Source organism: Streptomyces sp. NPDC091289 (assembly GCF_044757365.1).
Lineage (GTDB): Bacteria > Actinomycetota > Actinomycetes > Streptomycetales > Streptomycetaceae > Streptomyces.
The window spans coordinates 261,435-274,252 of the sequence record NZ_JBIVUT010000001.1; the positions used below are offsets into that span (position 1 = coordinate 261,435).

Sequence of the window (12,818 nt, forward strand, 5' to 3'; positions counted from 1 at the left end):
ATGAGCACACGCACCACGACGACCGTCCCGCCCGCCCCCGTGAAGACGGTGGCGGGCGCGGCCGCTCCCGCCGGGGCCGGGTCCCCGGTGGCGGCCGGCCGACCGGCCCGCCGCGGCCGGATGTTCCTCCTCGCACTCGCCGCGCTCCTCGCCCTGGCCGCTCTCGCAACCGTGCACGTGAGCCAGGGCACCGCCGCCGTCGATCTGCACACGCTCTGGCACCTGGCCACCGGGGCCGCCTCCGACCGGACCGCCGACGAGCAGACGGCCGCCGTGGTCCTGGACTCCCGGCTGCCCCGGCTCGCCGCGGGGCTCCTCGTCGGCTGCGCGCTCGGCGCGGCGGGCGCGGCCCTCCAGTCGGTGTCGCGCAACATGCTGGCCTCCCCCGACACGCTCGCCGTGAACGCGGGCGCGTATCTCGCGGTGGTCGCGGTCGCCGCGTTCGGCATCACGCTGCCCGCGCTGCCGGCCGGGGCCACGGCCTTCCTCGGCGGGCTGTTGGCGGCGGGCGTCGTCCTCGGCCTGTCGCGGGCGGGGGCCGGGCCCATCCGGCTGGTGCTGGCGGGTTCGGCGCTCACCCTCGCCCTGTCCGGGCTGAGCGGGATGCTGCTGCTCCTGCGCTCCCAGCAGACGACCGGGCTGTTCGCCTGGGGCAACGGTTCGCTCGCCCAGATCGGCATGCAGTCCATCGACCGGCTCGCCCCGGTCGCGCTCCTCGCGTTCGCCGGGCTCATGCTGCTGGGCCGGCGGCTGGACATTCTCGCCCTCGGCGACGACGGGGCGGCGGTCGTGGGGGTGAGCCCCCGGCTGACGCGCAGCATCGCCGTGATCCTCGCGGTGCTGCTGGCAGCGGTGTCCGTGGCGGTCGCGGGGCCCGTCGGCTTCGTCGGCCTGTGCGCGCCCGCCGTGGTCCGGCTGCTCAGCACGTGGATCCCGGGCCTGGTCCGGCACCACGCGTTCATCCCGGCCTCCGCGCTCGCGGGCGTGCTCGTGGTGCTCGGCGCGGACGTGCTGCTGCGCGCGGTGTTCGGCGCCCAGGCGGGGGCCGAGGTGCCCACCGGCATCGTCACGACCTGTTTCGGCGCACTCGTGCTGGTCTTCATGGCCTACCGGTCGCGCGACATGGGCACGGACAGCGGCTCGACGGCGTTCGCCCGGCTGCGCAGCCGACGCGCGTTCGTCCTCACCCTGGTGGCAACGGTCGTGGGGCTGCTCGGCGCGGTGCTGGCGGCGACGCTCATCGGCGACGCGACGCTGCTCCTGGGCGATGTGGGCAACTGGCTCACCGGCCGGTCCGGGCGGCTGGTCACGTACATCCTCGACACCCGCGTGCCCCGGGTCGCCGCCGCCCTGCTGGCCGGTGCGGCGCTGGCGGTCGCGGGAGCCGTCGTCCAGGCGGTGTCGCGCAACCCGCTCGCGGAGCCCGGCGTCCTCGGCGTCGTCAGCGGAGCCGGGGTGGGGGCGGTCGCCGTCCTCACCGTCGTACCGCTGGCGAGCTTCTGGCTGATCGGCGGCTCCGCGCTGGCCGGTGCGACGGCCGCCGCCGCGCTGGTGTTCGGTCTTGCCGCCCGCCATGGTCTGGAGCAGAACCGTCTGGTGCTGATCGGCATCGGGGTCCAGGCGGGCGCGGCCGCGTTCGTCAGTCTGCTGATCGTGCTCACCGACCCGCACAACGAGACGAAGGCGCTGGCCTGGCTCGGCGGTTCGACGTACGGGCGGACGTTCCCCGAGCTGATCCCGGTGCTGGTCGGCCTCGTCGTCGCGCTGCCCGCCCTCGTGATGATGCGGCGCGAACTCGACCTGATCGGGCTGGACAACGAGACACCCGCCCTGCTCGGCGTGCGGATCGGGGCCACCCGGCTGGGTCTGCTGAGCCTGGCCGTCCTCCTGACGGCGGGAGCCGTGGCGGCGGTCGGTGTGATCGGGTTCGTCGGCCTCGTCGCCCCGCACGCGGCCCGCGCCCTGGTGGGCCGGCGTCATGTGCGGGTCATTCCGGTGAGCGCGCTGCTCGGCGCGCTGCTGGTGGTCGTGTCCGACACGGTCGGCCGGACGATCATCGCTCCGGCGCAGATCCCGGTCGGCCTGCTGACGGCCGTGATCGGTGCCCCGTACTTCATCTGGCTGCTGTGGCGGTCGCGGCGCGAGGGGTGACGGCGACGAGGCCCAACGCATAGGCGTGGAAGGCTTTCAGCGGGTGTGTCCTCCAGGGTGCCTCCATCGCTAAGTGGTCGGCTCCGGAAGTCCTTCGGGTGTTGATCAGGCTGGCTGGGCGGTGGAGGATTCTTCCTGGTGATCGGTGGTGTGTCGGTCGAGTCTGGCCAGCAGATCGTCCAGGTCGGAGGTGGTGAACCTCCACTGGAACGGCTGTGCCGTGGCCTTGTAGCGGTCTTCGAATTCTTGGAGCCGGTCCCTGACCTGGATCAGGTTGGTGAAGTCGTTGGGCGAGACGACCTTGCGCTGCACCACGGAGAAGTAGATCTCCACTTGGTTCAGCCATGAGGCGTGGACCGGGGTGTGCACCAGGACCGCGTTCGGGAATGCCGCAGCCAGCCGGTCGGCAGCCTTCGTGCCGCGGTGAGAGGAACCGTTGTCGACGATCCAGAAAACCCGTTTCGCGCTGGCGTAGGGTTCCAGGCCCATGACCTGGGCGACCACGGCCATGAACGGCTCGATGCCGGTGCGCGCCTCGGTGCGGCCGAACACCTTCGCATGGCGGACGTCGTAGGCGGCCAGGTAGGCCAGCGCGCCGCCGCGGCCGTAGGTGTGGTTCACCCGCATCGCTCTTGCCTGGCCCGGGGCAAGCGTGGGGCGGCAGCAGCAGGCCGGAATGGAGGTCTTCTCGTCCGCACTGATGACGTATTCGTCCGCGTCGAGTAGCTCGCCGTCGGAAGTCGGGGTCGGTGATGAAGATCCAGGAGCAGTGCTGCCAGGGTTTGATCGCGTCATGGTCGAGCCAGCGGCGCACGGTGGAGGCCGACACCGACGCGGCGATGCCCCGCGACATGGCCTCGCGGGCCAGTTCCGGGCACGACCAGCGCGACAGCGGAGCGCCGGTCTCAGCGGGAAGCTGGCAGGCCAACGCTTTGACCTGCGCGGCCTGCAGGAGTGTGAATACGGGAGGGCCGGCCAGCGCGCTGACGGTCGAGCAGGCCGCGCAGACCCAGGTCGGCGAACCGGCCTCGCCATGCGCGCACCGTGTCGACGTGCACTCCCGCCTCAACGGCAATGCGCTCGTTGGACCTGCTCCGAGCCGCCAGGAGCACGATCTGCGCCCGTACCCGGTCCCGGTACTCGGTCCTGTGGCCGTAGGCAGCCTTCTTCAGCCGATGCCGCTCGGCGGCGGTCAGGACTATCGGGCGCGCGGTGGCAACAGGCAAGGCACGCAGGCCGATCGGCAGAAGTGGATCAGGGCAGCCACAGCCTGCCGCAGGCGCTGACGTCTGATGGCAGCTCGGCCATCAGACGATGGACGAGCTGCCCAACCCGCCGAGCCGGCCGATCTCCTCCATCGGGTACGGGGTCTGCCTGCTCTCCAGTTGGAACTTGCGGTAGAAGTCCGTCATCACCGTGGCGAGCGGCGCGTGCTGGGTGAGGATCGCTGCGGCCTGTGACGGAATCCCCTCCGGGCGCTCCCCTTGGGCGCATGCGCGCACGAACGCACTGCGCTCCTCCCCCCTGTACCCATACAGGGCGGTGACCAGCCAGATCACCAGATGTGTGGCGGAGTAGTAGCAGTCATAGGTCTGGTGTTCGGCAAAGAAGTCGTCCTCTTCCTTGGACAGGTCGAACCGGGAGGAGATCGCAAGGCCGTAGTCCGCAAAGAACAGACGCTCACCGTCGGTCAGGATGTTCTGGAAGTGGGCGTCGAAGTGCAGGAGACCGTGGGCGTTCATGAACGAGGTCCCAGCCTGCAGTTGCCTCACGACCATGGCGCAGGCCCTCTCGGCCGACTCATCACCGGCTTTGACCTGGACGCCCAGCCAGTCGTGCAGGTTCTGGGGGATGTACTCCAGGAACAGTGCGATGCTCGCAGAGGAATCTCGCAGAGCCTCGATCCGGCGGCGCACCTGCAATCCGCCTCCCCAGTAGGTGACAGCCTTCTCCACGTCGGCCAGTTCCTCGGGAAGCGACTGCCCGGGGTGCGGCAGGACCCGCGAGTGGTACATCAATGGGAAGCCTTCATAGTCCTGTGCGAGCACCCAGTTTGTCGTCATGGTGTGCACGGCCAGCTCCCTCCAGGCCCCAAAGCCCGGCGCCCCGATGACCCCGACACCGAAATGGGAGAAGGCAGGTAGCTCGAAGAGGTTCGCCGTGGACCGGACGTTCTCCGGCTGCCTTTCCAGATCGCTCAGCGGCACCCGCTTGACGAAGACCGGGGTCCCGCCGATGTCCAGCAGCGCCGATGTCCCGCCGATACCGGATCCCATTGGCTCAGCCGCATCCACGAGGTCGCGCAGTTCAAGATCACTGCACAGGGCCAGTGCTGTGGAGACGGCACTGTGAGCCGCCAGACGCGCATCGCGCGACATGTCAACGCTCTCGACGACTGCCTCCACGCGGGCATGAACCTCTCTGAAACACCTGGGCGTCTCCGACGAGCACGCGACGCACAGCCCTGCGGTTCGACTCTTGGCACGTACAGCAGGCATCCAGGACCCGTTTTGCGAACACAGATCCGAACCCCCTGCCGGCTGCACTGTACGTGAAGACGACAAGGAGATCGGGCGAACGCAATACCTCGGCAAACCACCACTGCTCAGCGGCTCGGAACTGGGCAAACTCGCAGTGGTCGAGCTTCATCGCAGTATCCTTCGACGCCGACCGGTGAACACACCCGTCAGGCCCGGGGGCTAACCCCCGAAGAACTTCCGGAGCCGACCGCTAAGGTGGCGCCGATGGAGATATCGGTGTTCCCCAGCCCTGACGTCCTCGTGGCGCGGCTGGCCCGGCTGGCGGAGATCGCGGTTCCTCCCGGGCATCCTCCGGGCGAGGAGTTCCTGCGTGACCTCGCCGGACGGGTCGGCCTGGACGGCAACGACCTCCTTGTCGTCGCCGGTCTCCCGCTGCCGGAGGACGCGCTGGACCTGGAAGGCGCGGCGGGCGGCTGGGGCTCTTCGCTGGTGCAGCACACGCTGTCCCTCCCCGCCCACGACCGGCAGCGCCTTCGCGCACGTGCCCGGGCGCTGGCCGGGCAGCCGCGTCCCGCACGGACCCCGGAGCGGCCCCCCGCGGCCCCCGGGCCGCCGGGTTTCGGTTCGCTCCTGGTGTACATGCTCGCTCTGCGCAACCTGAACCCGTCGGCCGTCGCCGAGACCATGTGCCTGATGTCGGGCGTCTGCAATGCGGCCTCGACCATCCGGATGGTCCGCGACGGCGCGAAGGAACTCGACGCCGAGCTTCTCGGAGGTTTCGCGGCGGTGCTGGGCGTGCCGGTCGCCGTGCCGGCCGCACTGACCGGAGTGAGCATCCCGGCACAGAGCGCCGGACCCTCGCCGGAGGTGGCGGACGTGGCTGCGCTGATCCGGGAGGTGCGGCACCTCACCGAGGAGGAGGTGATCGAACTCGCCGACCTGGCACAGGAGCTCGACCGGACGTCGGGCACGGCGGAGGGAACGCCGGGCCGGTGACGCTCGGTGGCTCAGGACCCTGCCAGTGACACGAGCACGAAACCCGCGCCGATGACCGCCATGACGCCGCCGCCGATCCGATACTGGGTCAGGGTGAGCGGCCAGGTGCGCCGCGCGTTGGCCTTCACCTCGAACCAGTCGGTCGCTCCACGCACGTTGGTGGCCAGGGCCACCCCGGCGACCAGCACCGCGCATCCCCACAGCAGAACAAATCCGTTTCCCAGCACGCAGTGAGAATAGCTGTTCGATCGCCCGGTCCGGCTCCTCGCCCGGTCGCCGGACGAGGAGCCGGAGCCGCGGACTCAGGCCGTGAAGCGGTGGTTGCCCGAGCCGACGGCGAAGACCGCGCAGCCGTCCTCCATCCGCAGGAACCGGGCGCCGCTGTGCGTGACGTCCTCGGCGCGGGCGGCCGGGATCCATACGTCGGCGGTGGTGTTCACGGGCAGGCTCACGGTCAGGTGGAAACGGCCCTTCTCCGTCTTCCAGTCGGTGGTGACCGGGCCGTGAAGGGAGGTGAACCTGCCCCGGGCTCGGGTGATACCGCCGCCGGGCCGGGGCCGGACCGTGATCTTGCGGAAGCCGGGGGCGGCGGGCGCGATGCCGGTGATGTGGGCGTACATCCACTCCCCCACCGAGCCGTACGCGTAGTGGTTGAAGGAGTTCATCCCGGCGTCCTGGAAGCTTCCGTCCGGCTTGATGGAGTCCCAGCGCTCCCACATCGTCGTGGCCCCGCGGTCGATCTGGTAGCCCCAGCTCGGGAAGGTCCGCTGGAGCAGCAGGCGGTACGCCACGTCCGTGTGCCCGGTGTCGGTGAGGACGGGGAGCAGGCGCGGGGTGCCGAGGAAGCCCGTGGACAGGTGCCAGTCCTTCGCCTCGATCAGGGCGACGAGGCGGTCGGCCGCGGTGGTGCGTTCCGCCGCACTCAGCAGGTCCATGGAGAGCGCGAGGACGTAGGCGGTCTGCGTGTCGCCCTTCACCCGGCCGCCGTCGGTGACGTACGCGGTACGGAAGGCCTCGCGGACCTCCGCGAACAGTGCGGTGTACGGGGCCGGGTCCTCGCCCAGGACGCGGGCGGTGCGGGCGACGAGGTCGGCGCTGTGGGCGTAGTAGGCGGTGGCGATGACGTCCTTGGGGGTGTCGTCGGCGATGTTGAGCCAGTCGCCGTAGCCGGTGGCGGGCCGCAGCCGTCCGCTGCTGTGCGCCTCCAGGTAGTCGAGCCACTTCAGCATCGAGGGCCAGGCCTTCTCCAGGACCTGGGTGTCGCCGTACGCCTGGTAGAGGGCCCAGGGGACGGTGACGCCCGCGTCGCCCCAGCCGGCCGAGCCCGCGCCGAGTCCCTCGACATGGGGTGCGACGTCGGTGAAGGCCCCGTCGGTGGTCTGGTCGTCCTGGAGGTCGCTCAGCCATTTGCCGAGGAAGCGCCCCGACTCCATCGCGTACGCGGCGGTGGGCGCGAAGACGTTGATGTCGCCGGTCCAGCCCAGGCGTTCGTCGCGGGCGGGGGTGTCGGTGGGGATGGAGAGGAAGTTGCCGCGCAGACCCCAGGTGATGTTGCTGTGGAGTTGGTTGAGCATCGGGACGTTCGTCTCGAACTCCATGGTGAGGGGCGCGTCGGTGTGGATCACCCGTCCGACGACGGCGTCCAGCGGCGGCCTGCCGGGGTAGCCGGTCACTTCGACGTAACGGAAGCCGTGGAAGGTGAAGCGGGGCTCGTACGTCTCGCGGCCGCCGCCCTTGAGGGTGTAGTGGTCGGTCGCCGCGGCGGTACGGAGGTTGGTGGTGTAGACGGTGCCGTCGGGGTTCAGCACCTCGGCGTGGCGCAGCCGTACGGTGGTGCCGGCGCGGCCGGTGACGCGCAGGCGCGGTGTGCCGACCATGTTCTGGCCGAGGTCGAAGACGAAGACGCCGGGGCGGGGTTCGGTGATCTTCCGGGCCTTGAGCTCCTGGATGACGCGGCAGGGCCCGTCGGGCTCCGCCACCAGTTCGGCGGTGACCTCCTCCTCGGCGGGCACCGCCTTCGCCCAGTCGGCGTCGTCGAAGCCGGGGCGCAGCCAGCCGGTCGTCTCGCGGCGGGCGTCGTAGCTCTCGCCGGTGAGGAGATCGGCCAGGGTGATGGGTCCGGTGGCCGCCCGCCAATCGGTACCGGACAGCACCCGCTCGGTCGTCCCGTCCCGGTAGGTAACCTCCAACTGGCCGAGGAAGGCGGGGTGTTCGCCGTACTGATGCGGGCCGAACATACCCACGTTGCCCGCGTACCAGCCCGTCGCCAGCTCCACGCCGAGGGTGTTGGCCCCGGCGGTGAGCAGCTCGGTGACGTCATGGGTCTGGTACTGGATCCGCTTGGCGTAGTCGGTCCAGCCGGGCGCGAGGCGGTCCGTGCCGACGCGCTCACCGTTGAGGTGGGCCTCGTACAGGCCGAGGGCGGTGGAGTACAGCCGGGCGCGTGCGACCGGCTTGCGGCGCAGCCGGAACTCGTGGCGCAGCTGGGCGACGGGGGCGTAGGCCGGGGCCACCTTGCCCCAGGGGCCGGAGCCCCACGCGGCGAGGACCTTGGCGGCGGGCCAGGATCCGTCGTCGTAGTCCACGGCCCGCCAGTCGCCTGCGGGTTCGGCGTCGATGGCCTTCCAGTCGTCCCCGGTGGTGAGGGTGCGCACGCCATCGTCGGTGGTCAGTTCCAGGGCCCCGAGCAGCCCGGCGGGGCCGGCCACGTCGTTGGTCGCGGCGACGGCGAGCACATGGCGGCCGGGGGTGAGGTGGGCGGTGACGTCGGTGAGCGACGGGCGCCGCCAGGTCTCGGCGGCCTGGTCCGCCTCGGCCCGGGCGACCTCGGCTCCGTCCAGATGGGCTACGTATCCGTCGTCGGCGGTGAGCACGAGCCGGGCCCGGGTCACGCCCTCGGGTACGTCGAACGCGCCCCGGAACCAGCGGGTCGCGGCCGGAGCGTTCGTCGCCGGATCGCCTTCCGGGAACCAGATCCAGGAGGCCGAATCCAGGTCGGGCGCGCCGACGAGGGCGGCCGGGGCCCCGATCCAGCGCGCCGACCAGTCCGACGCCTCGTTGAGGCCCGTCTCCCACCACGTGGGCTCGGACCAGGCGGAGGCCCGACCCTCGTCGTCCCAGACCCGTACGGTCCAGTAGTAGCGGGTACGGGAGCGCAACTCCGGTCCGCCGTAGGTCACCTGGGCGGAATCCGGGGATGCGACCTTGCCGCTGTCCCAGACGTCGGGGCGGGCCAGGGCGCGTTCGCTGAGGGCGACGCGTATCTGGTACGCGCTCTGGCTGCGTCCGGGCTCGGTGGCGGCCAGCGGCCAGCTGAGACGCGGGCGGGTGGCGCCAATGCCGAGCGGGCGCCGGACGTACTCGGCGGTCGCGCCGCTCACCCGCAGCGACTTCGCTCCGGCCGCGCCGGCCGCGCCGCGTTCGGCGGCCTGCGCGGGCGGGATGGCTCCGGCGATGAGGGTGGTTCCCAGGGCGGTGGCAGTCGTGCTGAGCAGTCGTCGTCTGCTGATCACACTCGGCTCCGATTCGGCGAGGGGACAGGGGATGGAGCGGGGTCAGGAATACAGGGGGTGCGCGCCGTCGACGCGGCGCGCCGCCGCCTCCCAGGCCGCCGGGTCACCCGACGGCTCGTAGCGGGTCAAGGGCTGCGTGCGGACGATGAGTTCACGCACCGAGTCGAGGTCGCCGGGCAGGCCGTGGGCCCGCGCCTGGACGAGGACGTTGCCGAGCGCGGCCGCTTCCGCGGGGCCCGCGACCACCGGCAGACCGCAGGCATCGGCCGTGAGTTGGCAGAGCAGGGCGTTACGCGCCCCTCCTCCGACGATGTGCACCACGTCGACCGCGCGGTCGGCCAGGCGCTGCGCCTCGTGGATCGCGCGCCGGTGGGCGAGGGCCAGCGAGTCGAGGATGCAGCGCGTGGTCGCGCCCGGAGTCGCGGGCTCGGGCTGGCCGGTCGCCCGGCAGGCGGCCGCGATGCGTTCGGCCATGTCTCCGGGGGCCAGGAATTCAGGTGCGGCGGCATCCACCACGGACCGCAGGGCGGGCGCGCGTGCGGCTTCGGCGAGCAGAGGGGTGACGTCCTCCCGGCCCCAGGTGCGCATGCACTCCTGGAGCAGCCACAAGCCCATGATGTTGCGCAGGAATCGCACGGTGCCGTCGATGCCCAGCTCGTTGGTGAAATTCGCGGCACGGCTCGCCTCCGTGGTGACGGGGGCGTCGAGTTCGAGGCCGGCGAGGGACCAGGTTCCGGTGCAGAGGTAGGCGAACCGCTCTCCCCGCCCGGCCGGGACGGCGGCGACCGCCGATGCGGTGTCGTGCGAGCCGACGGCCGTCACGGGTACGGGGCCCGGCAGCCCGGTCTGCTCCTGGACCGCCGGGAGCAGCGCGCCCGCCGGGTCGCCGGGGCGGCGCAGCGGGGCGAAGAGGGCGAGGTCGATACCGAGACGGTCGGCCAGGTCGTGGTTCCAGTCGCCGGTGCGCGGGTCGATGAGCTGGGTGGTGGAGGCGTTGGTGAGCTCGGTGCCCTGCTCCCCCGTGAGCCAGTACGCGATCAGGTCGGGGATCAGCAACAGACGTGCGGCGGACGACAGCTGCGGGGTTTTGCGAGCGGCCACGAGTTGGTAGAGCGTGTTGAACGGGGCGTACTGGATGCCGGTGGCGCGGTAGAGGTCACCGGGCGGGACCGTGGCCCACACCTGCTCGGGCACCCCCTCGGTGCGGGCGTCCCGGTAGTGGACGGGGTTGCCGAGCAGGGCGCCGTCGGCGTCGAGGAGGCCGTAGTCCACGGCCCAGCTGTCGATGCCGACGGAGTCGACCGGGCCCGCCGCGCGCAGCCCGTCCAGGACGCCCCCGTACAGGCCGAGGATGTCCCAGCGCAGGCCTTCGGGCAGGCGTACGGGCCGGTTGGCGAAGCGATGGGACTCGGTGAGGTGCAGGATGTCCGGGCCGACGCGGCCGACCATGACCCGCCCGCTGGACGCGCCGAGGTCGACGGCCGCGAAGGTCTGCGTACCGGCGACGCTCATCGCAGGAAGGCCCCGGCGACCCCGGCGTCGACGGGGATGTGGAGGCCGGTGGTGTGGGTCAACTCGCCACCGGTCAGGGCGAAGACGGCGTTCGCGACGTGTTCGGGCAGCACCTCGCGCTTGAGGAGGGTGCGTTGGGCGTAGAACTCGCCGAGCTTCTCCTCCTCGATCCCGTACGTCGCGGCGCGCTGCGCCCCCCATCCGCCGGCGAAGATGCCTGAGCCGCGCACGACGCCGTCCGGGTTGACGCCGTTGACGCGGATGCCGTCCCCGCCCAACTCGGCGGCCAACAGGCGCACTTGGTGGGCCTGGTCGGCCTTGGCGGCGGAGTAGGCGACATTGTTCGGGCCGGCGAAGACGGCGTTCTTGGAGGCGATGTAGACGAGGTCGCCGCCGAAGCCCTGGGCGCGCATGACACGGGCGGCCTCGCGCGAGACCAGGAAGGAGCCCCGGGCCATGATGGCGTGCTGGAGGTCCCAGTCCCGGGCCGTGGTCTCCGCGAGCGGCTTGGAGATGGAGATGCCCGCGTTGTTCACCACCAGGTCGACGCCGCCGAAGGCGAGCGCCGCCGCGTCGAAGGCGGCCGCGATCTGCTCCTCGCTGGTGACATCGACCGTGACGGCCACCGCCCGGTCCAGGCCGCCCAGCTCCTCGGCGACGACGACCCCGCTCTCCTGGTCCAGGTCCGCGACGACCACGCAGGCGCCCTCCGCGACGAGGCGGCGGGCGATGGCCCTGCCGATGCCGCTGCCCGCGCCGGTCACCAGGGCGACCCGGGTGGCCAGCGGCATCGGCTTCGGCATCCGCCGGAGTTTGGCCTCCTCCAGCGCCCAGTACTCGATGCGGAACTTCTCCGACTCCTCGATCGGCGCATAGGAGGAGACGGCTTCCGCGCCACGCATCACGTTGATCGCGTTGCGGTAGAACTCCCCCGCCACGCGGGCGGTCTGCTGGTCCTTGCCGAAGCTGAACATCCCCACTCCGGGGATCAGCACGATCGCCGGGTCCGCACCCCGCATCGGGGGCGAGCCGGGCTCCGCGTGGCGGGTGTAGTAGGCGGCGTACTCCTCCCGGTAGGCGGCGTGCAGTTCGCCCAAACGCCGTACGGCCTCGTCGAGTTCAGCGGTGGGCGGCAGGTCGAGGACCAGGGGCCTGACCTTCGTGCGGAGGAAGTGGTCCGGGCAGGAGGTGCCCAGTGCCGCGAGCCTCGGGTGTTCGGCGCGGGCGAGGAAGTCCAGGACCGCTTCGGAGTCGTCGAAGTGCCCGACCTGGCGGCGGTCCCGGGAGGCCAGGCCGCGTACGTACGGGGCGAGGGCGGCGGCCCGCTCGCGGCGCTCCGCCTCGGGCAGCGCCTCGTACCCGTCGAGGACTGGTCCGAACGGCTCGGGCCTGCCGCGCTCGGCCAGGAACGTCTCGGCGGTGCGGATGATGTGGAGCGCGTTGGCCTCGCACTCCTCGGACGTCCCGCCCCAGGCGGTGATGCCGTGGCCGCCCAGGACACAGCCGATGGCCTCCGGGTTCGCGTCCTTGACCGCGGCGATGTCCAGGCCGAGCTGGAAGCCGGGACGCCGCCAGGGAACCCACGCGACCGTGTCGCCGAAGCAGTCGGCGGTCAGCTTCTCCCCGTCGGCGGCGCAGGCGAGCGCGATCCCGGAGTCGGGGTGCAGATGGTCGACGTGCGGGGCGTCGACGAGGCCGTGCATGGCAGTGTCGATGGAGGGGGCCGCGCCGCCCTTGCCGTGCAGGCAGTAGTCGAACGCGGCGACCATCTCGTCCTCGCGCTCCTCGCCCGCGTAGACGCCTCGCAGGGCGCGGAGCCGGTCGAGGCGGAGTACGGCGAGCCCTTCCTCGGTGAGGGTGCCGAGGTCGCCGCCGGAGCCCTTGACCCACATCAGCTCGACGTCGTCGCCGGTGACCGGGTCGGGCGCGGGGCCCTTGGCCGAGGCGTTGCCGCCTGCGTAGTTCGTGTTGCGCGGGTCGGAGCCGAGCCGGTGGGAGCGGGCCAGGAGTGCTGCGGCTTCGGGGTGGAGTGCCATGGGTTCCTCGGTGTCCTTCGCTCAGGGGCGGCAAAGAGGCGGTCGGGGCGTGGGGCCGGGCAGGGCATGGCCCGTCGGGTGTGGGGCGCGGTGAGGGCCGTCGGGCTTGGGGCGCGGCGAGGGCCGAAGGC

The 12,818-nt window shown here is 71.7% G+C and carries 9 protein-coding genes; 2 read left to right on the plus strand and 7 right to left on the minus strand.

Annotated elements, in window-relative coordinates; genetic code table 11:
• The gene (locus tag ACIQPT_RS01055; RefSeq protein ID WP_401151079.1) at nt 1-2,151 is read left to right on the plus strand and encodes an iron ABC transporter permease; all 2,151 of its coding nucleotides are present in this window, start codon (nt 1-3) and stop codon (nt 2,149-2,151) included.
• A gap of 105 nt (nt 2,152-2,256) precedes the next feature.
• Here the strand turns inward: ACIQPT_RS01055 and ACIQPT_RS01060 are convergent, their stop codons facing one another.
• The 3 genes from ACIQPT_RS01060 to ACIQPT_RS01070 form a co-directional block, all read right to left on the minus strand.
• Nucleotides 2,257-2,772, minus strand: coding sequence for a transposase (locus ACIQPT_RS01060; protein WP_401151081.1), 516 nt, complete (start codon nt 2,770-2,772; stop codon nt 2,257-2,259).
• Nucleotides 2,773-3,056: 284 nt separating this feature from the next.
• A complete protein-coding gene (locus tag ACIQPT_RS01065) occupies nt 3,057-3,263 on the minus strand; it encodes a helix-turn-helix domain-containing protein (protein ID WP_401151587.1) in 207 nt (68 codons plus the stop codon).
• A gap of 195 nt (nt 3,264-3,458) precedes the next feature.
• Nucleotides 3,459-4,529 (minus strand): protein kinase family protein, encoded by a 1,071-nt coding sequence (locus ACIQPT_RS01070; RefSeq protein WP_401151590.1) that lies wholly within the window; start codon nt 4,527-4,529, stop codon nt 3,459-3,461.
• A gap of 366 nt (nt 4,530-4,895) precedes the next feature.
• Between ACIQPT_RS01070 and ACIQPT_RS01075 the strand changes: the two genes are divergently transcribed.
• Nucleotides 4,896-5,627 carry a hypothetical protein gene (locus ACIQPT_RS01075; RefSeq protein ID WP_401151084.1) on the plus strand — a complete coding sequence of 244 codons (732 nt, stop codon included), beginning with the start codon at nt 4,896-4,898 and terminating at the stop codon, nt 5,625-5,627.
• Between the two features lie 11 nt (nt 5,628-5,638).
• Here the strand turns inward: ACIQPT_RS01075 and ACIQPT_RS01080 are convergent, their stop codons facing one another.
• From ACIQPT_RS01080 to ACIQPT_RS01095, 4 genes are all read right to left on the minus strand, one after another.
• Nucleotides 5,639-5,854 carry a hypothetical protein gene (locus ACIQPT_RS01080; protein ID WP_401151086.1) on the minus strand — a complete coding sequence of 72 codons (216 nt, stop codon included), beginning with the start codon at nt 5,852-5,854 and terminating at the stop codon, nt 5,639-5,641.
• Between the two features lie 75 nt (nt 5,855-5,929).
• Nucleotides 5,930-9,139 carry an alpha-L-rhamnosidase gene (locus tag ACIQPT_RS01085; RefSeq protein ID WP_401151089.1) on the minus strand — a complete coding sequence of 1,070 codons (3,210 nt, stop codon included), beginning with the start codon at nt 9,137-9,139 and terminating at the stop codon, nt 5,930-5,932.
• A 42-nt stretch (nt 9,140-9,181) separates the two neighbouring features.
• Nucleotides 9,182-10,651, minus strand: coding sequence for a rhamnulokinase family protein (locus tag ACIQPT_RS01090; protein WP_401151090.1), 1,470 nt, complete (start codon nt 10,649-10,651; stop codon nt 9,182-9,184).
• Entirely contained in the window at nt 10,648-12,687 is a 2,040-nt protein-coding gene (locus ACIQPT_RS01095) for a bifunctional aldolase/short-chain dehydrogenase (protein ID WP_401151093.1), read from the minus strand. The genes ACIQPT_RS01090 and ACIQPT_RS01095 overlap by 4 nt, the downstream gene beginning before the upstream one ends.
• Nucleotides 12,688-12,818 lie beyond the last annotated feature (131 nt).